Annotated in this window: 20 protein-coding genes; 13 read left to right on the forward strand and 7 right to left on the reverse strand. The window is 62.8% G+C overall.

What is annotated here, in order from left to right; genetic code table 11:
• Position 1 precedes the first annotated feature (1 nt).
• From E5X88_RS26820 to E5X88_RS26830, 3 genes are all read right to left on the reverse strand, one after another.
• Positions 2-844 carry a shikimate dehydrogenase gene (locus E5X88_RS26820; RefSeq protein WP_292166573.1) on the reverse strand — a complete coding sequence of 281 codons (843 nt, stop codon included), beginning with the start codon at positions 842-844 and terminating at the stop codon, positions 2-4.
• Entirely contained in the window at positions 837-1,436 is a 600-nt protein-coding gene (locus tag E5X88_RS26825) for a Maf-like protein (protein WP_292166575.1), read from the reverse strand. Before E5X88_RS26825 ends, E5X88_RS26820 begins: the two co-directional genes overlap by 8 nt.
• Positions 1,437-1,610: 174 nt before the next feature.
• Positions 1,611-2,432 (reverse strand): pyruvate, water dikinase regulatory protein, encoded by an 822-nt coding sequence (locus tag E5X88_RS26830; protein WP_292166577.1) that lies wholly within the window; start codon positions 2,430-2,432, stop codon positions 1,611-1,613.
• Positions 2,433-2,835: 403 nt separating this feature from the next.
• Between E5X88_RS26830 and hemE the strand changes: the two genes are divergently transcribed.
• From hemE to rho, 3 genes are all read left to right on the forward strand, one after another.
• On the forward strand, positions 2,836-3,864 hold the full coding sequence (hemE, locus tag E5X88_RS26835; protein WP_292166579.1) for a uroporphyrinogen decarboxylase: 1,029 nt from the start codon (positions 2,836-2,838) through the stop codon (positions 3,862-3,864).
• Entirely contained in the window at positions 3,861-4,397 is a 537-nt protein-coding gene (gene hemJ, locus E5X88_RS26840) for a protoporphyrinogen oxidase HemJ (protein WP_292166581.1), read from the forward strand. Before hemE ends, hemJ begins: the two co-directional genes overlap by 4 nt.
• A 169-nt stretch (positions 4,398-4,566) precedes the next feature.
• Positions 4,567-5,832 carry a transcription termination factor Rho gene (gene rho / locus E5X88_RS26845; RefSeq protein ID WP_292166614.1) on the forward strand — a complete coding sequence of 422 codons (1,266 nt, stop codon included), beginning with the start codon at positions 4,567-4,569 and terminating at the stop codon, positions 5,830-5,832.
• A 24-nt stretch (positions 5,833-5,856) separates the two neighbouring features.
• On the opposite strand, the gene E5X88_RS26850 is transcribed toward rho, so the two are convergent.
• Positions 5,857-7,875 carry a thioredoxin domain-containing protein gene (locus tag E5X88_RS26850; RefSeq protein ID WP_292166583.1) on the reverse strand — a complete coding sequence of 673 codons (2,019 nt, stop codon included), beginning with the start codon at positions 7,873-7,875 and terminating at the stop codon, positions 5,857-5,859.
• 63 nt (positions 7,876-7,938) lie between these two features.
• Here E5X88_RS26850 and mnmE point away from each other — a divergent pair, with 63 nt between their 5' ends.
• From mnmE to E5X88_RS26875, 5 genes are all read left to right on the forward strand, one after another.
• Complete coding sequence (mnmE, locus tag E5X88_RS26855; RefSeq protein WP_292166584.1) at positions 7,939-9,267, forward strand: tRNA uridine-5-carboxymethylaminomethyl(34) synthesis GTPase MnmE; 1,329 nt, start codon at positions 7,939-7,941, stop codon at positions 9,265-9,267.
• Between the two features lie 215 nt (positions 9,268-9,482).
• Positions 9,483-11,357 carry a tRNA uridine-5-carboxymethylaminomethyl(34) synthesis enzyme MnmG gene (mnmG, locus tag E5X88_RS26860; RefSeq protein ID WP_292166585.1) on the forward strand — a complete coding sequence of 625 codons (1,875 nt, stop codon included), beginning with the start codon at positions 9,483-9,485 and terminating at the stop codon, positions 11,355-11,357.
• Positions 11,354-11,986, forward strand: coding sequence for a 16S rRNA (guanine(527)-N(7))-methyltransferase RsmG (rsmG, locus tag E5X88_RS26865; protein WP_292166586.1), 633 nt, complete (start codon positions 11,354-11,356; stop codon positions 11,984-11,986). Before mnmG ends, rsmG begins: the two co-directional genes overlap by 4 nt.
• A 42-nt stretch (positions 11,987-12,028) precedes the next feature.
• A complete protein-coding gene (locus tag E5X88_RS26870; protein ID WP_292166588.1) occupies positions 12,029-12,829 on the forward strand; it encodes a ParA family protein in 801 nt (266 codons plus the stop codon).
• 84 nt (positions 12,830-12,913) lie between these two features.
• The gene (locus tag E5X88_RS26875; RefSeq protein WP_292166589.1) at positions 12,914-13,801 is read left to right on the forward strand and encodes a ParB/RepB/Spo0J family partition protein; all 888 of its coding nucleotides are present in this window, start codon (positions 12,914-12,916) and stop codon (positions 13,799-13,801) included.
• A 166-nt stretch (positions 13,802-13,967) separates the two neighbouring features.
• Here the strand turns inward: E5X88_RS26875 and E5X88_RS26880 are convergent, their stop codons facing one another.
• Together E5X88_RS26880 and holA are read right to left on the reverse strand one after the other, a co-directional pair.
• Positions 13,968-14,174, reverse strand: a complete 207-nt coding sequence (locus E5X88_RS26880) for a hypothetical protein (protein ID WP_292166590.1) — start codon at positions 14,172-14,174, stop codon at positions 13,968-13,970.
• 108 nt (positions 14,175-14,282) lie between these two features.
• Positions 14,283-15,332 carry a DNA polymerase III subunit delta gene (holA, locus tag E5X88_RS26885; RefSeq protein WP_292166591.1) on the reverse strand — a complete coding sequence of 350 codons (1,050 nt, stop codon included), beginning with the start codon at positions 15,330-15,332 and terminating at the stop codon, positions 14,283-14,285.
• Positions 15,333-15,639: 307 nt separating this feature from the next.
• Between holA and E5X88_RS26890 the strand changes: the two genes are divergently transcribed.
• The 4 genes from E5X88_RS26890 to lpdA all read left to right on the forward strand — a co-directional run bounded on the left by E5X88_RS26890 (position 15,640) and on the right by lpdA (position 20,742).
• Positions 15,640-16,872 carry a 3-methyl-2-oxobutanoate dehydrogenase (2-methylpropanoyl-transferring) subunit alpha gene (locus E5X88_RS26890; protein WP_292166592.1) on the forward strand — a complete coding sequence of 411 codons (1,233 nt, stop codon included), beginning with the start codon at positions 15,640-15,642 and terminating at the stop codon, positions 16,870-16,872.
• A 2-nt stretch (positions 16,873-16,874) separates the two neighbouring features.
• Positions 16,875-17,888 (forward strand): alpha-ketoacid dehydrogenase subunit beta, encoded by a 1,014-nt coding sequence (locus E5X88_RS26895; protein ID WP_292166594.1) that lies wholly within the window; start codon positions 16,875-16,877, stop codon positions 17,886-17,888.
• A 2-nt stretch (positions 17,889-17,890) separates the two neighbouring features.
• The gene (locus E5X88_RS26900; protein ID WP_292166596.1) at positions 17,891-19,216 is read left to right on the forward strand and encodes a dihydrolipoamide acetyltransferase family protein; all 1,326 of its coding nucleotides are present in this window, start codon (positions 17,891-17,893) and stop codon (positions 19,214-19,216) included.
• Between the two features lie 128 nt (positions 19,217-19,344).
• Complete coding sequence (lpdA, locus tag E5X88_RS26905) at positions 19,345-20,742, forward strand: dihydrolipoyl dehydrogenase (RefSeq protein WP_292166617.1); 1,398 nt, start codon at positions 19,345-19,347, stop codon at positions 20,740-20,742.
• Positions 20,743-20,928: 186 nt separating this feature from the next.
• On the opposite strand, the gene E5X88_RS26910 is transcribed toward lpdA, so the two are convergent.
• The gene (locus E5X88_RS26910) at positions 20,929-22,032 is read right to left on the reverse strand and encodes a saccharopine dehydrogenase family protein (protein WP_292166597.1); all 1,104 of its coding nucleotides are present in this window, start codon (positions 22,030-22,032) and stop codon (positions 20,929-20,931) included.
• 126 nt (positions 22,033-22,158) lie between these two features.
• Here E5X88_RS26910 and E5X88_RS26915 point away from each other — a divergent pair, with 126 nt between their 5' ends.
• Positions 22,159-22,587 (forward strand): Lrp/AsnC family transcriptional regulator, encoded by a 429-nt coding sequence (locus E5X88_RS26915; RefSeq protein ID WP_292166599.1) that lies wholly within the window; start codon positions 22,159-22,161, stop codon positions 22,585-22,587.
• The last annotated feature ends 208 nt before the right edge of the window (positions 22,588-22,795 follow it).

The following is a 22,795-nucleotide window of genomic DNA, read 5'->3' on the forward strand; positions in this document are numbered from 1 at the left end:
TTCATTCCCTGGCACCGAGATCGGCGACGATCATCCGCCGCAATTCGGCGGTGACCTGCGGCTTGATGCCGAACCAGCGCTCGAAGCCGGGCACCGCCTGGTGCAGCAGCATGCCGAGCCCGTCGACGGTCTTCAGGCCCCGCGCTTTGGCTGCGGCCAGCAACGGCGTTTCCAGCGGCACATAAACAATATCGGTGACGATGGCATGATCCGGCAGCCTGGCCGGATCGGCGGACAGGCCTTCATTGCCATGCATGCCGAGCGCGGTGGTATTGACCAGCAGGCCGGCATCGGCAAGCAGCTCGCCGGTCGCGGCCGTGCCGTGGGCCGAAACCCCGGCGCCGAAGCGGTTGCGTAGCTCCTCGGCTCGGGCGAGCGTCCGGTTGACGATGCGGATGTCGCCAACACCGCGCTCAATCAGCGCATGGATGACGGCGCGGGAGGCGCCGCCGGCGCCGAGCACCACGGCCGGGCCATTCCCCGCCCAGCCCGGCGCATGCTCGTCCAGATTGGCGGCAAAGCCATGGGCGTCGGTGTTGCCGCCCCACAGGGCGCCGCCCTCGAACCAAAGCGTGTTGACCGCGCCGACCTCAACGGCCGCATCGTCGCGGCGCGTCACCAGCGCGAAGGCGGCTTCCTTGTGCGGGATGGTGACGTTGCCGCCACGGTAGCCATTCGTCTCGAGCGTTTTCACGAATTCGGCAAAATTTTCCGGTGCGACGTCGATGGCCTGGTAGCTGCCGTCGATACCGTATGTCGCCAGCCAATAGCCATGGATCTTCGGCGACCGCGAATGCGCGACCGGGTGGCCGGTGACGAAGGCCTTTTTCGCGGTCTCAGCCATCGATGGCTCCGATGTCGCGCAGCTTGGCCAGGACTGGCAGAAGCGGCAGGCCGACGATGGTGAAATAATCACCCTCGATCTTTTCGAACAGCTGAATGCCCTCGCCCTCGATCTGATAGGCGCCAACGCTGGACAGCGCCTTGACGCCGACGCGCGCCAGGTGACGGCCAACAAAGGCCGGATCGAGCTTTCGCATGGTCAGACTGGCGACGCTGACATGCCGCCACAGAATCTCACTGTTACGGGCCAGCACCACGGCGCTGTTGAGCTGATGGGTCTTGCCAGACAGCGCCAGCAAATGGCGGCGCGCGCCTTCCATGTCGGCCGGCTTGTGGAACACTTCGTCGCCGAGCGACAGCGTCTGGTCGCAGCCGAGCACCAGGGCGCCGGGCTTTCGCACGCTGACCTCGGTGGCCTTGGCCTCGGCAAGCACCAGGGCGACGTCCTCCGGCGAAACGCCGCTGCCCTGCAACGGCGCTTCGAGCGCGCGTTCGTCGAGGTTTGCCGGGACGGCCTCGATGGCCAAGCCGGCGTTGACGAGCATCGCCTTGCGGAACGGACTACCCGAAGCGAGGATGATTTTTTCGGTCATGATTTTTCGCGCCCGATTTTGGCACTCGCCCAGGGTATGTTGAGACTCAGGACAGGCCGAGCCGAGAATGGTGGGTTCCGAGAACCGGAACGGAGCGGACATTTGGGGTCCGTGAGTCCTGGAAGCGCAGGAACCGCTGTTCGTCGGCTGGCATCACCTGAATATCGACATGCCCTAGCGTGTCTTGCCGCGCAGGGCAACGATAGCTGCTGCCGTCTCTTCGATCGAGCGGCGGCTGACATCGATCATTGGCCAGCCATGCCGGGTGCAGATCTGGCGGGCATAGGCGAGTTCCTCGGTGATCGCGGCGCGGTCGACATAGTCGGTCGGCTCATAGGCGCTGGTGTTGCCGAGGATGCGGTTCTGGCGGACCTGTGAGATGCGTTCGGCGGTAGCGATCAGCCCGACGATCAGCGGCGTCCTGGCGTTGACCAAGCTTTCCGGCACCGGCACGCCGAGCACGATCGGGATGTTGGCGGTCTTGATACCGCGATTGGCGAGATAGATGCTGGTCGGCGTCTTCGAGGTGCGCGAGATGCCGATGAGCACGATGTCGGCGTCGTCCATATTGGCCGGTAGCTGGCCGTCATCATGCTCCATGGTGAAGTTGAGCGCGTCGATGCGGCGAAAATATTCGGCATCGAGGACATGCTGGGCGCCGACGCGGCGGCCGGCCGGCGTGCCCAGATAGGACTGAAACACGGTCAGCACCGGTTCCAGCACGGAGACGCAAGGCAGGCCCATGGCTGCGCAGCGTTCGTCGATGCCGCGGGCGAGGTTCTGGTCGACGACCGTGTAGAGGATAATGCCCGGTTCCTCCTCGATGTCCTCGAACACTTTCGTCACCTGCTTTTCGGTGCGGATGAGCGGATAGATATGCTCGATGGCGCGCGCATCCTTGTATTGCGCGGAAGCCGCGCGGCCGGCTGCCAGCAGCGTTTCACCGGTGGCATCGGAAATCAGGTGAAGGTGAAAGAAGCTCTGGGGTTTGTTCACAGGGGTTCGTTCCAAGCTGTGGGCCGATGTGGATAAGGTCGGCCGGAAAGATCGGCCGGTTTGGAACGACTGTATCAGATGGCGGCTTGTCCACAATTCGGTGCGCTGTCGGCTTCGTCAGGCGACTGGGGACAAATCCGGGGACGAGCTTTTCTTCCCTCGCCCTGTCCACAGGGCCGATCATTCATCTGGAAAGCCAAGCCACTGACTCGACGGCGAAATTTCAGGCTTTCCCCAAAACCCTCCAGTGCTTGTGAAGAAGCACGCGACAATATGCTGGCTGGCCTTTTCCGAGGCAAAGCGGGACAGCTGACAACCACCGATACCAACAGACTCTTAGAATCAGAAGATTCCTAGAAATAGAATATTTAATTATAGAGAAGCCTGGAGAGGCGAGCACTGAATGCCCAAAAGCCGGATCATGCTGGACGTGTTGAGAGGCAAGGCCGCGTTTCCGCCGCCGCTCTGGATGATGCGGCAAGCCGGCCGCTATCTGCCGGAATATCGCGAGACGCGCAGACGGGCCGGATCGTTCCTCGATCTTTGCTACGATCCCGAACTTGCCGTGGAAGTGACGCTGCAGCCGATCGAACGCTTCGGCTTCGACGCATCGATCCTGTTCTCCGATATCCTTGTCGTGCCGCATGCGCTGGGCCGCGACGTGCGCTTCGAGGAGGGACGCGGGCCGCTGCTGACGCCGATCTCGGCCACGGAGATCGCGGCTCTGGACGGCGAAACGTTTCACGTGAATCTCGAACCGGTCTACGAGACGGTCAGGAGATTGCGCGCAAAACTGCCTGATGAAACGACGCTGATCGGCTTCTGCGGCGCGCCATGGACGGTGGCGACCTATATGATTGCCGGCCACGGCACGCCCGACCAAGCGCCGGCGCGGCTGTTCGCCTATCGCGAGCCGGCGGCCTTCCTGCAGCTGCTGAAAGTGCTCGCCGATCAGTCGGCTGCCTATCTCATCCGCCAGATCGAAGCCGGCGCCGATGTGATGCAGATCTTTGACTCGTGGTCCGGCGTTCTCGATGAAGTTTCTTTCGAGGCCTTTTGTGTCAGGCCGGTGGCTGAGATCGTTAGGCAGGTTCGGGCCGTCCATCCCGACGTTCCGATCATTGGTTTTCCCAAAGGCGCGGGTGGCCACTACAGGAGTTATCGCAAGAAAACCGGCGTGACGGGGCTGGGGCTCGACTGGACCGTGCCGTTAACGACAGCGCGGGAGCTGCAGCGCGATGGCGCTGTGCAGGGCAATCTCGATCCGTTGCGGCTGGTGGCTGGCGGCAAGGCGCTTGCCGACGGCGTCGAGGCGATCCTCGGGACGTTAGGCGATGGGCCGCTGATCTTCAATCTCGGCCATGGCATCACGCCGGAGACGCCGATCGCGCATGTCGAGGCCATGGTGAAAATGGTGCGAAGCGCGTCATGACGATGATTGGCGGCACCAATAGCGGTGGGGAGGCGATGCGTCGCGCGGCAATTGCGATTGCCGTTTTCCTCGTGTTGGCCGGGCTTCTGTTCCTCTTCGGGCCGGATGATTTCTATCCCTGGGCAAAGGCGATCCATGTCATTGCCGTCATCTCCTGGATGGCGGGCATGCTCTATCTGCCGCGGCTGCTGGTCTATCATGCCGACGCGGAGAAAGGCTCCGTCCAGTCGGAAACCTTCAAGGTGATGGAGCGCCGCCTGCTGCGCGGCATCATCAATCCGGCCATGACCGTCACCTGGGTGTTCGGCCTTTGGCTTGCCTGGAAAGGCTTTGGTTTTCAGGGTGGCTGGCTGCATGCCAAGATTGCCGCGGTGCTTGGGCTTTCCGCCGTTCATGGCTACCTGGCAGGCGCGGTGCGTAAATTCGCCGAGGACCGCAATGAAAAATCGGCGAGGCACTGGCGGATCGTCAATGAAATCCCCACATTGCTGCTGATCGTTATCGTTGTGCTGGTCATTGTGAAGCCGTTCTGACGGCGGCGCTGTAGATCCGCAAAAGGCGGCTTGCTCTTTCAACTGACCGACGATAAAAGACGGGTCTTCCTTCCCGTCATGCGCCGCCCTTCATCGCTTTCGGCCGCGCCCGGCATTTGTCGCATCCCGCCGATATTTTTCCCAAAGCTTACTCAGAGTCCGCCTAATGATGCAAGAAATGAAACTCGCAGAGTTCAAGAACAAGAAACCGCCAGAGCTGATCGCCTATGCCGAATCGCTCGAGGTCGAGAACGCCAGCGTCATGCGCAAGCAGGAGCTGATGTTCGCGATCCTGAAGCGGCTGGCGACGCAGGATATCGAGATCATCGGCGACGGCGTGGTCGAAGTGCTGCAGGACGGCTTCGGCTTCCTGCGCTCGGCCAATGCCAATTATCTGCCCGGTCCGGACGATATCTATATTTCGCCGTCGCAGATCCGCCGGTTTTCGCTGAAGACCGGCGATACGGTCGAAGGCCCAATCCGCAGCCCGAAGGAAGGCGAGCGCTATTTCGCGCTGCTCAAGGTCAACACGATCAATTTCGACGACCCGGAAAAGATCCGCCACAAGATCCATTTCGACAATTTGACGCCGCTTTACCCGACCTCGCGGCTTAAGATGGAAATGGACGTTCCGACCTCGAAGGACATTTCGGCGCGCGTCATCGACTTGGTGGCACCGCTCGGCAAAGGCCAGCGAGCCTTGATCGTGGCGCAGCCACGCACCGGCAAGACGGTGCTGCTGCAGAACATCGCCCACTCGATCACCACCAATCACCCGGAGTGCTATCTGATCGTGCTCTTGATCGACGAGCGGCCGGAGGAAGTCACCGACATGCAGCGTTCGGTGAAGGGCGAAGTCGTCTCCTCTACCTTCGACGAGCCGGCGGTGCGCCACGTTCAGGTCGCCGAAATGGTGATCGAGAAGGCCAAACGCCTGGTCGAACATGGGCGCGACGTCGTCATCCTGCTGGACTCGATCACCCGCCTCGGCCGCGCCTACAATACGGTGGTGCCGTCATCCGGCAAGGTGCTGACCGGCGGTGTCGACGCCAATGCGCTGCAGCGGCCGAAGCGCTTCTTCGGCGCGGCCCGCAACATCGAGGAAGGCGGCTCGCTGACCATCATCGCCACGGCGCTGATCGACACCGGCAGCCGCATGGACGAAGTCATCTTCGAAGAGTTCAAGGGCACCGGCAATTCGGAAATCGTGCTCGACCGCAAGGTGGCGGACAAGCGCATCTACCCGGCTATGGACATTCTCAAATCCGGCACCCGCAAGGAAGACCTTCTGGTGCCCCGCCAGGACCTGCAGAAGATCTTTGTGCTGCGTCGCATCTTGGCGCCGATGGGAACGACCGACGCCATCGAGTTCCTTATCGACAAGCTCAAGCAGACCAAAACCAACGCCGACTTCTTCGATTCGATGAATACGTGAGGTTTGGCGGGAGCTGCCCCTCACCTATCCGCGCCGTAACAGTCGCTCAAGTTCGTCAGCGTCGGTTATCACCGGCAGGCAGACCTGCCCCGTACACAGCCAGGCGCCAGGCTTGTCGGTTGGTGGCAGAACGCCGCCTGGGAGCACCAGCAGGTTTGTCGCCGAACCGACCGGCACGATAGTGTCGATCCGGCGCGGGTCCGGATTTCGATTCGCAACCGGAACAAGCTTCGGGCTCCCTGGATTGTCCACCAGCACCAGTTTCAAAGGCTCGATCGCCAAGGCACAGGCGTTGACGACGCCCGCTTGGCCATAGGCCTGATGCGCCGCGCGGCCGGCCGCATGTTCGGCGACCTTCCAGGTCTTTTCCTGCAAGTCGAGATCGCCGGAAAGCGAGGACAATCGGACCATGGCCTCGATGATCTGGCCGGTGGCCGACGGAATGGCCTCGTCGGCATCGCCTCGGATACGGATCGGCACATCCGTGCTGTCCGACGCGGTCAGATAGTAGCCGGTGTTGTCATCGTCGCGATGCCACCGATCGAGCTGCGCGATGAATTGGCCGGCCAGATCGGCGTAATTCAATGTGCCGGTCGCCTCGAACAATGAGATCGCAGCGTTGGTCATGGCAGCGTAGTCGCTCGACAGGGCCGGGAACAGCTTCTTTGCGCGAAGCATCGAATGCGGCAAGCGACCGTCTCGACCGGCGCTGGCAATGGCAGCAAAGGCCTGTTCCGCCGCCTCGATCCAGCCGATTCGTTTCAGGGCGCGCCCGGCTTCGGCAAGGGCCGTGATCGCCAGGCCATTCCAATCGGTCAGGACTTTGCCGTCACGCCCGGGTCTGACACGCCGTTCCCTGACTGCCAGCAATTTTTCTTTCAATGGAATGAGCCGATCCCGATCGGCTGCGTTTTGTGTTTGCTGGGCTTCGGTCTGATGGATGATTGGCTTGCCCTCCCAGCCATGCGGGCCGGAAAGCGTGAAGTAATTGAGAAATAGGGCTAATTCGTCTCCGAGAGCGGTTTCTATCTCATCCCTGCTCCAGGTGTAGAACAGCCCCTCCTCGCCCTCGCTGTCGGCGTCGAGGCTGGCGGCGAAAGCGCCTCCATCAACGCGCATCTCACGCAAAAGCCAGTCGATCGTTTCTTCGATTCGCATCCGGAACAAATCATTGCCGGTTGCGGCATAGGCCCAATTGCTCAGCCGGATGAGCTGCGCGTTGTCGTAGAGCATTTTCTCGAAATGTGGCACCAGCCATTCGGCATCGGTCGAATAGCGGCTCAGCCCGCCGCCGATATGGTCGTAGATCCCGCCCGCCAGCATCTTTTCGAGGCTGAGCAGGACGGCGTCGCGATGGGCTGTGGCTCCGTCGCGTAGCCAGGATAGCCAGAGCGTGTGCATAAAAGGCGCGTTGGGGAATTTGGGCGCGCCGCGCAGGCCGCCCAGTTCCCTGTCGATCATGCCGTCAATGCCATTGGCGAGCGTCGCGAGCGTATCGCGGTCGAGCGCCGCCTTGGGATGAGCGCTCGCCAGCCGCGCCTCGACATGCGTGGTCAAGCCGTCGGCGCTTTGGTTAACGCTTTCCTTCTTCTCCCGCCACGCCTTGTCGACCGCCTCCAATACCTGGACGAAGCCTGGGCGGCCGTAACGAGCCTCGCGCGGAAAGTAGGTACCGCCCCAGAAGGGCTTGCCGTCCGGCGTCAGGAACATGGTCAGCGGCCATCCGCCCTGCTCGCCCATAGAGGACAGTGCCGCCATATAGATCTGATCGATGTCCGGTCGCTCCTCGCGATCCACCTTGATATTGACGAAGAGACGGTTCATGACGGCGGCGACGTCGTCGTTCTCGAAGCTCTCATGCGCCATGACGTGACACCAGTGGCAGGCGGCGTAGCCGACCGAGAGCAGGATTGGCCGCTCCAGCGTCCTTGCTTCGGCGAGCGACGCCGGGGACCACGCCCGCCAATGCACAGGATTGCCGCTATGCTGCTGCAGATAGGGGCTGGCCTCTTCGGCAAGCAGATTTTGCGCGGGCAATGTCACGGTCGGGCACTCGGCAATTGTCAGTGAATAAGCGAAGCTAGGGCGGTTATGCTGGGTCGGCAAATGATTTCAGGTGATTCCATTGTTGCCCTGTCGAGCGGTCGCCTGCCCGCAGGCGTTGCCGTGATCCGCATTTCCGGTCCGAAAAGTCGATTCGTGATCGAAATGATCGCCGGGACGATGGTCAAGAACCGTGTTGCCGCCTATCGCAAGTTCAAGGCGCCCGATGGATCGGTGCTCGACCGCGGCGTAGTCGTGTTCTTCGCCGGGCCCAACAGCTTTACCGGTGAGGATATCGCGGAATTCCATGTCCACGGTGGGCGCGCCGTCGTAGCCCGGATGCTGGAGACGATCGCGGGCTTCGATGGCGTCAGGCATGCCGAGCCTGGCGAGTTCACCCGCCGCGCCTTTCTCAACGGCAAAGTCGATCTGATCGAGACAGAGGCGCTGGCCGATCTCGTCAACGCCGAGACCGAGGCGCAGCGGCGCTTTGCCGTGCAGAATGCAGAAGGTGTGCAGAGCGAACTCTATCTGAGTTGGCGCCGTCGGCTCATCCATGCGCGGGCGATGATCGAGGCTGAGATCGATTTTGCCGAGGAAGACGACGTGCCCGGTTCGGTTGCGGAGACGGTCTGGGCAGATGTCCGGGCGATGATCGGCGAGATCGAACGTCATGTTGGTGGCTTCCGGGCCGCTGAAATCATCCGCGACGGGTTCGAGGTCGTCATCCTCGGCGCGCCGAATGCCGGCAAATCAAGCCTGTTCAATGCATTGGCCCGGCGCGAGGCGGCAATCGTCACGGAAGAGCCCGGCACGACCCGCGATCTTCTGGAAGTGGTGCTGAATCTGGAGGGGATGCGGGTAAGGGTGACCGATACCGCCGGCCTGCGCGCGACGCCCGGCAGGATCGAGGCCATAGGCATCGAAAGGGCAAGGAGCAAGGCCGGAACTGCCGATTTGTTGCTCGTGCTGGAGGATATGGTGGACCCGGTCCCGATCGGCGCAATACCAGCCGATATCCCGGCACTGAAGATCGGGACGAAGGTCGATTTGCTGCAAGATAGATCGTCGGCGCCTGCGGCGCGCTACGACGCGGCAATCTCGACCAAGGACGGCACCGGGCTGGCGAAGTTGCTGGCGGAGATCGGACATCGCGCCGCAGCGCAGATCGGCCAAGCAGGCGATATCCTGCCGTCGCGGCTGCGGCACGTCGAACTCCTCAATGAGACGAAACGCTTCCTGCGTGCGGCGGTCACAGAGGATGAGCGAGGGCAGGAGCTCCGGGCAGAGGAATTGCGCCTGGCAGCAGATCGACTTGGCCGGATCGTAGGCGCGGTCGATGTCGAGGACATGCTGGACGTCATCTTTGCGCAGTTCTGCATCGGGAAATGACTCACGTGAAACATCGGGGGATGAGGTCGTCCCTGTGATTCACGTGAAACGCTGAGCATTGACGGTCAGGCCTGGCCGCCAATCTCGAAGGCTTCTCGATAGGGTCGCCAACGCACCAGCTGCATTGTTTCACGTGAAACGATTCGTCGAGCTGTCCTTGACAGCGCAGGCTCTCGGCGACATGTGTCGGTCGACTTTGAATTCGGGATTCTGAAATGAGCGATCACTATGATGTGGTTGTGGTGGGCGGCGGCCATGCTGGTTGCGAGGCGGCCAGCGCTGCCGCGCGCGCCGGCGCGAAAACGGCGCTGGTGACACTGCGCTTCGACACGATCGGCGTGATGTCCTGCAACCCGGCGATAGGTGGCCTTGGCAAGGGGCATTTGGTGCGCGAGATCGATGCCATGGATGGGCTGATGGGGCGCGTCGCCGATGCGGCCGGCATCCAGTTCCGCCTGCTCAATCGCCGCAAGGGACCAGCGGTGCGCGGGCCGCGGACACAGGCGGATCGGAAACTCTATCGGCTCGCCATGCAAGCCGCGATTCGCGAACAGGCCGGCCTCGACGTGGCTGAGGGCGAGGTTCTGGATTTCGAGATCGACAACGAACGCGTAGCGGCGGTACTGCTGGCGGATGGCCGCCGGCTTGCCTGTGGCGCCGTGGTGCTGACCACAGGCACCTTCCTGCGCGGGCTGATCCATATTGGCGAGAAGAAGATCGTTGCCGGCCGGATGAACGAGCAGGCCAGCCTCGGTCTGTCGGCGACGATGAGCCGCGCCGGCTTCAAGCTCGGGCGGCTGAAGACCGGCACGCCGCCACGGCTGGACGGCAGGACCATCGATTGGGCGTCGCTGGAGAGCCAGGCGGCGGACGAGAATCCAGTGCCGTTCTCGCTGATGACCGACCGCATCGACAATCCACAGATCCATTGCGGCATCACGCGCACGACCACGGCCACGCATGAGCTGATCCGCGCCAATCTTGGCCGTTCCGCCATGTATTCCGGCTCGATCGAAGGGGTGGGACCGCGCTACTGCCCGTCCATCGAAGACAAGATCGTCAAGTTCGGCGACCGCGAAGGCCACCAGATCTTCCTCGAGCCGGAAGGGCTGGACGACCATACCGTCTATCCGAACGGCATTTCGACTTCGCTGCCCGAGGACGTGCAGCTTGACATCCTGAAGACCATTCCAGGTCTTGAACGGGCCACCATGCTGCAGCCCGGCTATGCTATCGAGTATGACCATGTCGATCCGCGCGAGCTTAAGCCGACGCTGGAAACCAAGCGGATCGGCGGTCTGTTCCTCGCCGGACAGATCAACGGCACCACCGGCTATGAGGAGGCCGGCGCGCAAGGGCTGCTTGCTGGCCTCAACGCCGCGCGCGTGGCGTCGGCGAGCGATCAGATCGTCCTCAGCCGCACCGAAGCCTACATCGGTGTGATGGTCGACGATCTGACCAGCCGCGGTATCGCCGAGCCCTACCGCATGTTCACCTCTCGGGCCGAGTTCCGGCTGTCGCTGCGGGCCGACAATGCTGACGAGCGACTGACCCCTTTGGCCATGAAACTCGGCATCACTTCGCAGCAACGGATGCAACGGTTCTACGACGTTGAGCAGGACCTTGAAAAGGCGCGCAGACTTGCGTTTGGCACAACCATGACGCCAAACGAGGCGGCGCGCCATGGACTTGAGATCAACCGAGACGGTGTGCGCCGCTCGGCCTATGAGTTGCTGGCTTATCCGGGTGTCAATGTCGCCTGGTTGGCGCGAATCGCCCCGGAGTTTGGTTCCATCAAGGCCAAAACGGCGGAACGTCTCGAAACGGAGGCGAAATATTCCGTCTATCTCGACCGGCAGCAAGCCGACGTCACGCAGATCAGACATGAGGAGAGCCGCCTGATTCCGGATTCGCTCGACTTTGCTTCGGTTCCGGGTCTGTCCAACGAGCTGAAACATAAGATGCTGGTGCGCCAGCCGCGGTCGATCGCTGACGCTCAGCGTATGGAGAGCATGACGCCGGCGGCACTGGCAATCATAGTTGCCCATGTCCGCAACGCCGAGGCTGCTGGGCGAAAGGATGTGGCGTGAGCGCTGCTTCGTGGGCCAGCCTGCAAGAGGCAGCCGGCCCGGTTTCACGTGAAACATTCGATCGCCTGATCGAGTTCGAGACGGTCTTCCAGAAATGGAACCGCCGGATAAACCTGGCCGCGCAATCGACGCAGGGCGATGTCTGGCGCCGCCACATCCTCGACAGCGCGCAGCTTGCGCGAATCAAACCAGACGCGAAGCGCTGGGTCGATCTCGGCTCAGGTGGCGGATTTCCCGGCTTGGTGCTTGCCTTCCTGCTTGCCGAGCGAGGCGACGCCAGCATCGATCTGGTAGAAAGTAATCGAAAAAAAGCATCGTTCCTGCAAGCGGTCGTCGGCCAATTCAAGCTGCCCGCTAGGGTCATCGCGCGGCGCATCGACGACGCCTATCCGCTTGTTTCGACACCGCAAGTCGTCACGGCCAGAGCGCTGGCGTCGCTTCCCACGCTGCTCGACCTGTCGGCGCCGTGGCTGACAAAGGGCGCGCGCGGGTTGTTCCACAAAGGCCGGGATTACCGATCGGAAGTGACAGAAAGCGCTCAACGATGGTCGTTTGATCTGGTAGAACATGCCAGCATGACCGACGCCCATGGCGTCATCCTCGAACTGTCTGATTTGCGACCTGTCTGATCTGCTTATGGCGACCTCGGAATGAATTTCTGGCATAGATCCATGATGAAGAATGGCCCCCGAATCATCACCGTAGCCAACCAGAAGGGCGGCGTCGGCAAGACGACGACAGCCATCAATCTGGCCACAGCGCTCGCCGCGATCGGCGAGCAGGTGCTGATCGTCGATCTCGACCCGCAAGGCAATGCCAGCACCGGTCTGGGCATCGACCGGCGCGACCGCACCGTTTCGTCCTACGACGTGCTGACCGGTGAGCTGGATCTGGAGGCGGCGGCGATCCCAACGGCGGTGCCGGGCCTGTCGATCGTGCCATCGACGCTCGACCTGCTCGGCATCGAAATGGAGATCGCGTCGGCGCCGGACCGGGTGCTGCGGCTGCGCAACGCCTTGCGCGCCTCGGCCGAGCGCTCAGCAAATTTTGGCTATGTGCTGATCGATTGCCCGCCCTCGCTCAATCTTTTGACGCTGAACTCGATGGCCGCGGCCGATTCGGTGCTGGTGCCGCTGCAATGCGAGTTCTTTGCGCTCGAAGGCTTGAGCCAGCTGCTGGAGACGGTCGACCAGGTTCGCCGCTCGATCAATCCCGATCTGACGATCCAGGGCATCGTGCTGACCATGTTCGACGGGCGCAACAACCTCGCTAACCAGGTAGTGCAGGATGTGCGGGCGCATATGGGCGATAAGGTCTATGATACCGTCATTCCGCGCAATGTGCGTGTCTCCGAGGCGCCGTCCTATGGCAAGCCGGCGATCCTCTACGACCTCAAATGCTCCGGTAGCCAGGCCTATCTGCAGCTTGCTTCCGAGGTAATTCGTCGCGAGCGCAAACTGCGCGCCGCCTGATGCATGTCGTCCTGAAACCGGTTTGGACAACGACATGGACGAAAACAAGAAGCCGATTCGACGCCGAAACGATCTGGACAGACGATGAGTGAAGACCTTTCAAGAAAAAGACTGGGGCGGGGACTGGCCGCGCTTATCGGCGAAATCGATCGCCCGGCCGCCGCACCGGAAAAGCAGAGCATGGCGGCAGACGGCAAGGTGCCGATCGAGTTTTTGAGTCCGAATCCGAAAAACCCGCGCCGGCATTTTGGCGACGCCGACCTCACCGATCTTGCCCAGTCGATCCGTGAACATGGCGTGGTGCAGCCCGTGGTGGCGCGGCCGTCGCCGACACAGCCGGGCCGCTATGAGATTATCGCCGGCGAACGGCGCTGGCGGGCGGCGCAACGCGCCGGGCTGACCGAGATCCCGGTCATCGTGCGCGATGTCAATGATCGTACCGCACTTGAGCTGGCGATCATCGAAAACGTCCAGCGCACCGACCTCAATCCAATCGAGGAATCGCTCGGCTACCAGCAGCTGATCGACGATCACGGGTACACCCAGGCCGATCTCGGCCAGGTGATCGGCAAGAGCCGCAGCCATGTCGCCAACACGCTCAGGCTGCTGAAGCTGCCGGACGTGATTCGCGACATGCTGGTCGACGGCGCCTTGTCGGCCGGCCACGCCCGCACATTGGTGACAGCAGAGGATCCGGCGGGTCTGGCCAAACGGATCATCGAGGAGGGGCTTTCGGTTCGTCAGGCCGAAGCGCTGGCTCAGATGCCTACTGGCGCTCCAACTGTAAAACGACAGGCTGCAACACCTGCAGAAAAGGATGCCGACACGCTGGCGCTGGAAAAGCTGATGACCGACACGATCGGCATGGTTGTCACGATCGATCACAAGGAGCGCGGCGGCGTGCTTCGCGTCGCCTATCGGACACTGGACCAGCTCGATGAGCTCTGCCGTCGGCTGAAGCAAGAACGGTAACTCTATATATTAGCCGGCAAATCACCCGAAATGGATCGCCGCTCTGATAGCCCGACGCAAATGCCCCGGGCCGGAACTCGCCACTGTTTTGCGCCGCCCTCAGCTGGCTGCCGGAGCTTTGCCGGCACCCAACCGATAGGTGCAAAACCAAGCAAGCCTGGGCCCTTTAAGCGTCTGTATTCTGGTTCGCATTGTTGCTCGTCATCAGCCTGGAACGAACGAGCAGTACGGAGATGATGATTGCAAGAAGAGGGCTTCCGAGGAACACGATATCGTCGATCTCGGGGCCGAGGGACAGCAACGCGGTCAAGCGCCAGAAAAACCAAGTCAGCAACAAGCTGAAAACGACACCGATTATGATCTTTTTCGTCATGTCTTCCCCCAATTAATCGCTAACTCTTGCGACGCCGAATTCCGTTTCCAGCCTTTTTTGGCATTTCTTGCCCATGTTTCCTACACGAGTTGGAATCCTTTGTCTGGATCAGCCGCCCCTGTGAGCCAGCCGGGCGCTTTCCACAGCGATGCCGAGCAGCGCCTGCCGTGCCAGCGCGACCGACAGGTCGGGCCGCCTCCGCGTCTGCAGGACCGCAGTCTGCAGTCTGGTCAAAGCGCGGCCAAGCGCCTCGCTGGTCCAGCGTTCGAGGGCCCTCTCCACCAGCTTTCGCCTAGTGAAAAACACCGGCGGGCGCGCTGCGGCGACGACCGCCGCGGCGTTGCGGCCGCCGGCGTCCATCAGGCCGCGCATGGCCTGGATCGCCTGCAGCTGTCGCATCGCTGACGAAAGCACCAGAAAGGCCTGGCCACCGGCCTGGCAGTGGCGGGTGAAGGCCATGTCGAAGTCTCCGACCTTGCCTTCGAGCAAGGCATCGACAGCGTCGTCGAAGGAAAGACCGGAAACATCGCCCGATGTCGCCTTGACATCGTCGAGGCCAATTTCGGTCTGGCCGTGGGCATAGAGCACCAGTTTTTCGATCTCGCCGCGCGAGGCCAGCCGGTCACCACCGAGGTTACGGCGCAGCGCCTGACGCGCCTCCAGTGTCATCGACATGCCGGCCTTGCGCAATTCGTCGTCGATGACCGTGTCGATGTCCCGGGCCTCGTCGGCGTAGCACGGCAAGGCCATGGCAATGTCGGCCGCTTCGACAACCGCTCGTAGCCCGACGCCCTTCTTCAGGTCGCCGGCCTCGATCAGGATGATGGCGTCGCGCGGCGGCTCGGCGGTCAGCGCCCTGACGTCGTCGGCAAGCGCCTTCTGGCCGGAGGCGTTGCGCACCCATAGCAGGCGCCGGTCCGAAAACATCGGCACGGTGCGCGCCTCGTCCAGCAGGCGGCCCTCGTCGCGGTCCACCTCCGAGCCGTCCAGCCTGACCACCGAGAACGGATCGTCGAGCGGCAGGCCGGTCTTACCTGCAAAAGCTTTCGCGCGCTCGGCGACGAGCCCGCGATCGGGACCATAAAGCAGGACGATCGAGATGCGCGGATCCGGCCGCGCCAGCCACGAATCGACCTCGTAACCTTTCTTCTGTGCCATGGGTTGTGGTTAGCATGATGCGGGCGCGGGGTGAACGGAGGGAGCGCGATCTCTCCTACCAGGGGCCGACAAGAGGGAAGATTATCTTATCTGGCGGGAAACACGGCGCAATCATATCTCAAGTTGCGCCTCGCGGCAGAAGTTAGACAGGAAATTACGAGCGCTTGTCTTCATTTTACGCGACGGCAGAGTGGGTCTCATTGGGCTGACGCCATTCGGCGGCATTTCGATCGAAGCGAACCCACGAATTGGCACTGGTCCGGCGGTATGCAAATATCGGGCCGAGCAACATTGGAGGACGAAGGTCATGGCCGATGCTGGAATGTTGCGCTTCCATGTGCCGGAACCCGAGGTGAGGCCCGGCGGGACGCCGGATTTCTCTGATGTGACTATCCCCAAGGCCGGCTCGGTTCCGCGCCCGGAGATCGATGTCGATCCGCGCACCATCCGCGACATGGCTTTCTCGATCATCCGTGTGCTGAACCGCGCCGGCGAGGCGGTCGGACCCTGGGCCGGCCTGCTGTCCGACGACGAGTTGCTGGAAGGCTTGCGCCACATGATGACGCTGCGCACGTTCGACGCGCGCATGCAGATGGCGCAGCGCCAGGGCAAGACCTCCTTCTACATGCAGCACCTGGGCGAAGAAGCGGTGAGCTGTGCCTTCCGCAAGGCGCTGGCGCCGGGCGACATGAACTTTCCGACCTATCGGCAGGCCGGCCTGCTCATCGCCGACGGCTATCCGATGGTTACAATGATGAACCAGATCTATTCGAACGAGGCCGATCCGCTGAAGGGCAGGCAGCTGCCGATCATGTATTCGTCGAAGGAGCACGGTTTTTTCTCGATCTCCGGCAATCTGGCGACGCAATACATCCAGGCGGTCGGCTGGGCGATGGCTTCGGCGATCAGCAATGATTCGAAGATTGCCGCCGCCTGGATCGGCGATGGTTCGACCGCCGAGTCCGACTTCCATTCGGCGCTGGTCTTCGCCTCGACCTACAAGGCGCCGGTCGTGCTCAATGTCGTCAACAATCAATGGGCGATCTCCACCTTCCAGGGCATCGCCCGCGGCGGCTCCGGCACCTTCGCCGCGCGCGGTCTCGGCTTCGGCATTCCCTCGCTGCGGGTCGACGGTAACGATTATCTCGCCGTCCATGCGGTGGCCAAATGGGCCACGACACGGGCGCGAAGCAATCTCGGGCCGACGCTGATCGAATATGTTACCTACCGCGTCGGCGCGCATTCGAGCTCAGACGATCCATCCGCCTACCGGCCGAAGGCCGAGTCCGACGCCTGGCCGCTCGGCGATCCGATCGTCAGGCTGAAGAATCATCTCATCCAGCGCGGCGTCTGGTCGGACGAGCGCCACACCCAGGCCGAAGCGGAGATCCAGGAAATGGTGGTCTCGGCGCAAAGGGAAGCCGAGCGCCATGGCACGCTGCATGCCGGCGGCAAGCCCTCGACGCGCGACATGTTCGAGGGCGTCTATGCCGAGATGCCGCCGCATCTCAGGCGCCAGCGCCAGCAGGCAGGGGTCTGACCATGCCAAGACGGACCATGATCGAGGCGATCCGCGACGCCATGGACGTGTCGATGGCGCGCGACGAGCGCGTCATCGTCTATGGCGAGGATGTCGGCTTCTTCGGCGGCGTCTTCCGCTGCACGCAAGGCCTGCAGGCCAAATACGGCAAGAGCCGCTGCTTCGATGCGCCGATCAGTGAATCCGGCATTGTCGGCTCGGCCATCGGCATGGCCGCCTATGGCTTGAAGCCTTGCGTCGAAGTGCAGTTCGCCGACTACGTTTATCCGGCTTACGACCAGATCGTCTCGGAGGCGGCGCGGCTGCGCTACCGCTCGAACGGCGATTTCACCTGCCCGATCGTGGTCAGGATGCCGACCGGTGGCGGCATCTTTGGCGGCCAGACCCACAGCCAGAGCCCAGAGGCGCTGTTCACCCACGTGTCCGGCCTGAAGGTCGTCGTGCCGTCCAATCCGCATGATGCCAAGGGTCTTTTGATCTCGTCGATCGAGGATCCAGATCCGGTGATCTTCCTCGAGCCGAAGCGGCTTTACAACGGCCCCTTCGACGGCCATCACGACCGCCCGGTGACACCGTGGTCGAAACATGAGCTCGGCGAGGTCGCCGACGGCCATTACACAGTCCCGCTCGGCAAGGCGGTGATCCGCCGGGCGGGCGCTGCTGTTACCGTGCTTGCCTATGGCACGATGGTCTATGTCGCCGAGGCGGCGGCCGAGGAGACCGGCATCGATGCCGAGATCATCGATCTGAGAACACTGCTGCCGCTCGATCTCGAGACGATCGTCGCCTCGGTCAACAAGACCGGGCGCTGCGTGGTCGTGCATGAGGCGACGCTGACATCCGGCTTCGGCGCCGAGCTGTCGGCGCTAGTACAGGAGCACTGCTTCTACCATCTGGAGGCGCCGGTGGCGCGGGTCGCCGGCTGGGACACGCCCTACCCGCACGCGCAGGAGTGGGACTATTTTCCCGGTCCTGCCCGGCTCGGCCGCGCGCTCGTCGAAACGATGGAGGCCTGACGATGGGCGAATATGTGATCAAGCTGCCCGATGTCGGCGAAGGCGTCGCCGAGGCCGAGCTGGTCGAATGGCAGGTCAAAGTCGGCGACCTCGTGCGCGAGGACGCCGTGCTGGCCGCCGTGATGACCGACAAGGCGACGGTCGAGATTCCCTCGCCCGTCGATGGCGAAATCCTCTGGCTCGGCGCCGAGATCGGCGACACGGTGGCGATCGGCTCGCCCATCGTGCGCTTGAAGGTGGCCGGCGACGGCAATGTGAAATCGCAGAGCGGCCCGGCAGAAGAGGGCGTCCGGGCCGAACCTCCGGCAAAGCTCGCAACGCCGAAACCCGAGACTGTGCCGGAAACTCCGAAGACGTCGCCTAAGACCGATGAGGCAAAGGCGAAACCGGCATCTCCTTCTTTATCGAAAAGCGCTGCGCGGCCGTCCGTCTCCGGCGCGCCGCGCCCCGAGGGCGAAAAGCCGCTGGCGTCGCCCGCCATCCGCCTGAGGGCGAAAGAGGCCGGCATCGATCTCCGGCAGGTCGCGGGAAGCGGCCCGGCCGGCCGGATCCAGCACGAGGACATCGAGGCGTTCCTGGCGCGTGGACCGCAGCTCGCGAAAGTCTCCGGCCTCGCCCGCAACGAGACGATCGAGGACATCAAAATCGTCGGGCTCAGGCGAAAGATCGCCGAGAAGATGACGCTGGCGAAATCACGCATCCCGCACATCACCTATGTCGAGGAGATCGACGTCACGGCACTCGAGGATTTGCGCGCCGCGCTCAACAAGGAGAAGCGCACCGGCGCAGAAAGACCGAAGCTGACGCTGCTGCCGTTCCTGATGCGGGCGATGGTCAAGGCGATTGCCGACCAGCCCAACATCAACGCACTGTTCGACGACGAGGCCGGCGTCATCCACCAGCATGGCGGCGTTCATATCGGCATTGCCGCGCAGACGCCCTCGGGCTTGGTGGTGCCGGTCGTCAAGCATGCCGAGGCGCGCGACATCTGGGACTGCGCCGTTGAGCTCAACCGGCTTGCCGAGGCGGCCAGGTCAGGCACGGCGACCCGCGACGAGCTCTCGGGATCGACCATCACCATCACCTCGCTCGGCGCCATGGGAGGGGTGGCGACAACGCCGGTGATCAATCATCCGGAAGTGGCGATCCTCGGCGTCAACAAGATGATGGTGCGGCCGGTGTGGGACGGCACCCAGTTCATCCCGCGCAAGATGATGAACCTTTCCTCCAGCTTCGACCATCGCGTCATCGACGGCTGGGACGCCGCGGTGTTTATCCAACGGATCAAGACGCTGCTGGAGACCCCGGCGCTGATCTTCGTGGATTGAGGCTGTGGGCAGAGGATTGCAGCGGCGCAGAATGAGAGCGGTGATCCCTCCGGCATCAATAGGTCCTGACTGCCACGGCGCTCTGAGGTCACGGCATGGAAGGTGAGGAGAGGAACTAGCGCGACATGATGAAGGAAATCTCCTGCAAGCTGCTCGTCATAGGCGCCGGTCCCGGCGGCTATGTCTGCGCTATTCGCGCCGGCCAGCTCGGCATCGACACGGTTATCGTCGAGTTCGGCAAACCGGGGGGCACTTGTCTCAATGTCGGCTGCATTCCATCCAAGGCGCTGATCCATGCGGCCGAAGAGTTCGAAAAGGCGTCGCACATGGCCGGCGGCAAAAGCCCACTCGGCATCATGATCGGGGCGCCGTCCCTTGACCTCGCCGCGACCATCGCCTGGAAGGACGGAATTGTTAGCCGGCTTAACAACGGCGTTGCCTCCCTGCTCAAGAAGGCCGGCGTCAAGACCGTGCACGGCTGGGCAAAATTCCGCGACGGCAAGACCGTCGAGGTCCAGACCGAGACCGGGATGCAGGTGGTCCGCGCCGAGACGGTGGTGATCGCGACCGGCTCGGCGCCGGTCGAGCTGCCGTTCCTGCCGTTCGGCGGGCCGGTGATCTCGTCCACCGAAGCTCTGGCGCTGAGCGAAGTGCCGGAAAGGCTTGCCGTCGTCGGCGGCGGCTATATCGGGCTCGAGCTCGGCATCGCCTTAGCTAAGATGGGCGCCAGGGTGACCGTGGTCGAGGCGTTGCCGCGCGTGCTGGCGCAATACGACGCCGAGCTGACGCGCCCGGTTGCAAAGCGGCTCACTGAGCTCGGCATCGAGGTGCTTGTGGGCGCCAAGGCCAAGGGGTTGTCGACCAAGGGCGATGCGCTGCTGGTCGAGACGAAGGACGGCAAGAATGCCAAGATCGCTGCCGACAGGATCCTGGTCACCGTCGGGCGCAAGCCAGTGATCGAAGACTGGGGCCTCGAGCAGATCGACCTCGACATGGCGGGAACATTCATTCGCATCGACGAGCAATGCCGCACTTCGATGCGCGGTGTCTTTGCCATTGGCGACGTCACTGGCGAGCCGATGCTGGCACACCGGGCAATGGCGCAAGGCGAGATGGTCGCCGAGATCGTCGCCGGCCACAAGCGCAGCTGGGACAAGCGCTGCATTCCCGCCATCTGCTTCACCGACCCGGAGCTGGTCACCGCAGGCTTGTCATCGGACGAGGCAAAGGCGCTTGGCGGCGAGATCAAGGTCGGGCTGTTTCCCTTCGCCGCCAACGGCCGGGCGATGACGAAGATGGGTGAGGATGGATTCGTTCGGGTTGTTGCCCGCGCGGACAATCATCTGGTGCTCGGCATCCAGGCGGTCGGACAGGGCGTGTCGGAACTATCGACGGCCTTCGGCCTGGCGCTGGAAATGGGCGCCCGGCTGGAGGACATCGCCGGCACCATCCATGCCCATCCGACACAAGGCGAAGGTTTTCAGGAAGCGGCGCTGAAGGCGCTCGGGCATGCGCTGCATATTTGAAGCGGGGTGGTTGAGCGCGTGATTTCCCCCCTTGAGGGGAGATGGCCGGCAGGCCAGAGGGGGTCGGTTCGACAGGATGCGACCTGTTTGTGACAAATGGAGGTTGGCGCTTCACGCGCGGCGACCCCCTCTGTCGCCTGCGGCGACATCTCCCCCTCAAGGGGGGAGATTACAAGCTCACTCGTCTCAACTCGCGAGCCGGCTCACCATTTCGTGCTGCGCATAGGCACGGCCGAAGCGGTTGGCGAGGAAGGCGTCGAGCGCGATGTCCTCCTGCCTGACGAAGCCTGTCGCCGGCAAGGTGCCGTCGGCCAGCATGTCGAGTACCGCGCAGATGGCGGAAGCCGTGGTGATCTGGATGGCGCTGCGCACCCTATCGCCGACGCGGCTGGCGTAGATCTTGTTGGCGTAGGTCTCCTGCAGCAACCGGCCGGCCTTGCGGCCGCTGACGGTGACGAAAACGATGACCACGTCCTGCAGCGTCGCCGGCAGGGCGCTTTCAAAGATGTCCTTCAGAACGTCGCGCCGGTGGCGCAGGCCGAGATCATTGAGCAGCGCCTTCATGATCGCGGCATGGCCGGGGTAGCGGATGGTGCGGTAGTTCAGCGTGCGCACCTTGCCCTTCAGCGTTTCGGCCAGCGTGCCGAGCCCTCCGGACGTGTTGAACGCCTCATAGGTGACGCCGTCGAGCGAGAATTCCTCACGCTCCTCCAGCGGCGGTACCTCGATCAGCTCGCCTTCGACGATCGCCTCGCAAGGCTCGCAGTATTCGTTGATGACGCCGTCGGTGCTCCAGGTCAGGTTGTAGTTCAGCGCGTTCGACGGGTATTGCGGCAGCGCGCCGACCCGCATGCGCACGCTTTCGAGCGTGTCGAAGCGGCTGGCGAGATCGTTGGCGACGATCGAGATGAAGCCCGGTGCCAGCCCGCATTGCGGGATGAAGGCGCTGCTGCTGGAGCGCGCCAGTTGCTTGACGCGCCGGGTGCTGACGACGTCCTCGGTCAGGTCGAGATAGTGGATACTGGCGCTGGCCGCTGCTTCGGCGATGCGCGTGGTCAGATGGAAGGGCGCGGCGCTGAGCACCGCGAACGTGCCGGCCAGGGCGGCTTCAAGAACGCCGACGGCTTCGATGTCTAGCTCCAGCGTCGCAACTGTCGCGGGCAGTTCGGCCGAGCTAAGCTGCGCCGCCGAACGGTCGACGAGCGTGACATGATAGTCGCCAGTGGAAGCCAGCATCTCGGCGATGGTCGAGCCGATCTTGCCGGCGCCGACAACAATGATTTTCTTCATGACCGGTTCCCTCGCCCGAACGTTGTTTTCGACGCACAGAATCGCAGCTTGCCTGTCGAAAGGAAGCGTGGAATTGTTCGAAACGAAGTAGCTTCTTGATCAATATGCCGATGAGGTTCGTCGAAAGTGCTTAGCAATGCCGAACAAGCCCTGCTCTCGCTGCTGCGCACGAACGCGCGCGCCTCGACCGCCGAACTGGCGCGGCGGCTTGGCGTGTCACGGACGACGGTGCAGAGCCGGATCGAGCGGCTGGAGGAGCGCGGCATCATCGCCGGCTATGGGGTCAGGCTTTCGCCGGACTACGAACAGGGCCTGGTGCGGGCGCATGTCCTGCTCACCGTCACGCCCAAGCTTGCCGACAAAGTGGTGCGCAGCCTGCAGGCGCTGGCGCCGGTGCGGACGCTGCATTCCGTGAGCGGCAATTTCGACATGATCGTCATCGTCGACGCACCGTCGATCAAGGATCTCGACACGCTTCTCGACCAGATCGGCGCCATGGAAGGGGTCGAGCGGACATCGTCCTCGATCATACTGTCGACACGGATCGACCGCTGACCGGCTTGGCAGAGTATTGTGCCTCGTCCTCGCGAGGTGGAGCAAAAATCTTGGAATCCTGCCGCTGCTGTGCAGAACTTTTCGGGACGTCGGCGGAACAGAGGGGGCGCGAAGGATCGCCGGCCTTTGAGTTGACCCTGTTTACTAATGCATTAGAGCGTTTCAGGTTTTGACGGAAGCATATCCTGCGTTGTTGAAATAGTTGGCG

The organism is Mesorhizobium sp. (assembly GCF_004962245.1).
Classification (GTDB): Bacteria; Pseudomonadota; Alphaproteobacteria; order Rhizobiales; family Rhizobiaceae; genus Mesorhizobium.

What these genes read in the sequence shown, in the direction of transcription:
- E5X88_RS26820 (WP_292166573.1), bottom strand. Translation starts at nt 844, where the DNA reads ATGGCTGAGACCGCGAAAAAGGCCTTCGTCACCGGCCACCCGGTCGCG.
- E5X88_RS26825 (WP_292166575.1), bottom strand. Translation starts at nt 1,436, where the DNA reads ATGACCGAAAAAATCATCCTCGCTTCGGGTAGTCCGTTCCGCAAGGCG.
- hemE (WP_292166579.1), top strand. Translation starts at nt 2,836, where the DNA reads ATGCCCAAAAGCCGGATCATGCTGGACGTGTTGAGAGGCAAGGCCGCG.
- hemJ (WP_292166581.1), top strand. Translation starts at nt 3,861, where the DNA reads ATGACGATGATTGGCGGCACCAATAGCGGTGGGGAGGCGATGCGTCGC.
- rho (WP_292166614.1), top strand. Translation starts at nt 4,567, where the DNA reads ATGCAAGAAATGAAACTCGCAGAGTTCAAGAACAAGAAACCGCCAGAG.
- mnmE (WP_292166584.1), top strand. Translation starts at nt 7,939, where the DNA reads ATGATTTCAGGTGATTCCATTGTTGCCCTGTCGAGCGGTCGCCTGCCC.
- mnmG (WP_292166585.1), top strand. Translation starts at nt 9,483, where the DNA reads ATGAGCGATCACTATGATGTGGTTGTGGTGGGCGGCGGCCATGCTGGT.
- E5X88_RS26870 (WP_292166588.1), top strand. Translation starts at nt 12,029, where the DNA reads ATGATGAAGAATGGCCCCCGAATCATCACCGTAGCCAACCAGAAGGGC.
- E5X88_RS26875 (WP_292166589.1), top strand. Translation starts at nt 12,914, where the DNA reads ATGAGTGAAGACCTTTCAAGAAAAAGACTGGGGCGGGGACTGGCCGCG.
- E5X88_RS26880 (WP_292166590.1), bottom strand. Translation starts at nt 14,174, where the DNA reads ATGACGAAAAAGATCATAATCGGTGTCGTTTTCAGCTTGTTGCTGACT.
- holA (WP_292166591.1), bottom strand. Translation starts at nt 15,332, where the DNA reads ATGGCACAGAAGAAAGGTTACGAGGTCGATTCGTGGCTGGCGCGGCCG.
- E5X88_RS26890 (WP_292166592.1), top strand. Translation starts at nt 15,640, where the DNA reads ATGGCCGATGCTGGAATGTTGCGCTTCCATGTGCCGGAACCCGAGGTG.
- E5X88_RS26895 (WP_292166594.1), top strand. Translation starts at nt 16,875, where the DNA reads ATGCCAAGACGGACCATGATCGAGGCGATCCGCGACGCCATGGACGTG.
- E5X88_RS26900 (WP_292166596.1), top strand. Translation starts at nt 17,891, where the DNA reads ATGGGCGAATATGTGATCAAGCTGCCCGATGTCGGCGAAGGCGTCGCC.
- lpdA (WP_292166617.1), top strand. Translation starts at nt 19,345, where the DNA reads ATGAAGGAAATCTCCTGCAAGCTGCTCGTCATAGGCGCCGGTCCCGGC.
- E5X88_RS26910 (WP_292166597.1), bottom strand. Translation starts at nt 22,032, where the DNA reads ATGAAGAAAATCATTGTTGTCGGCGCCGGCAAGATCGGCTCGACCATC.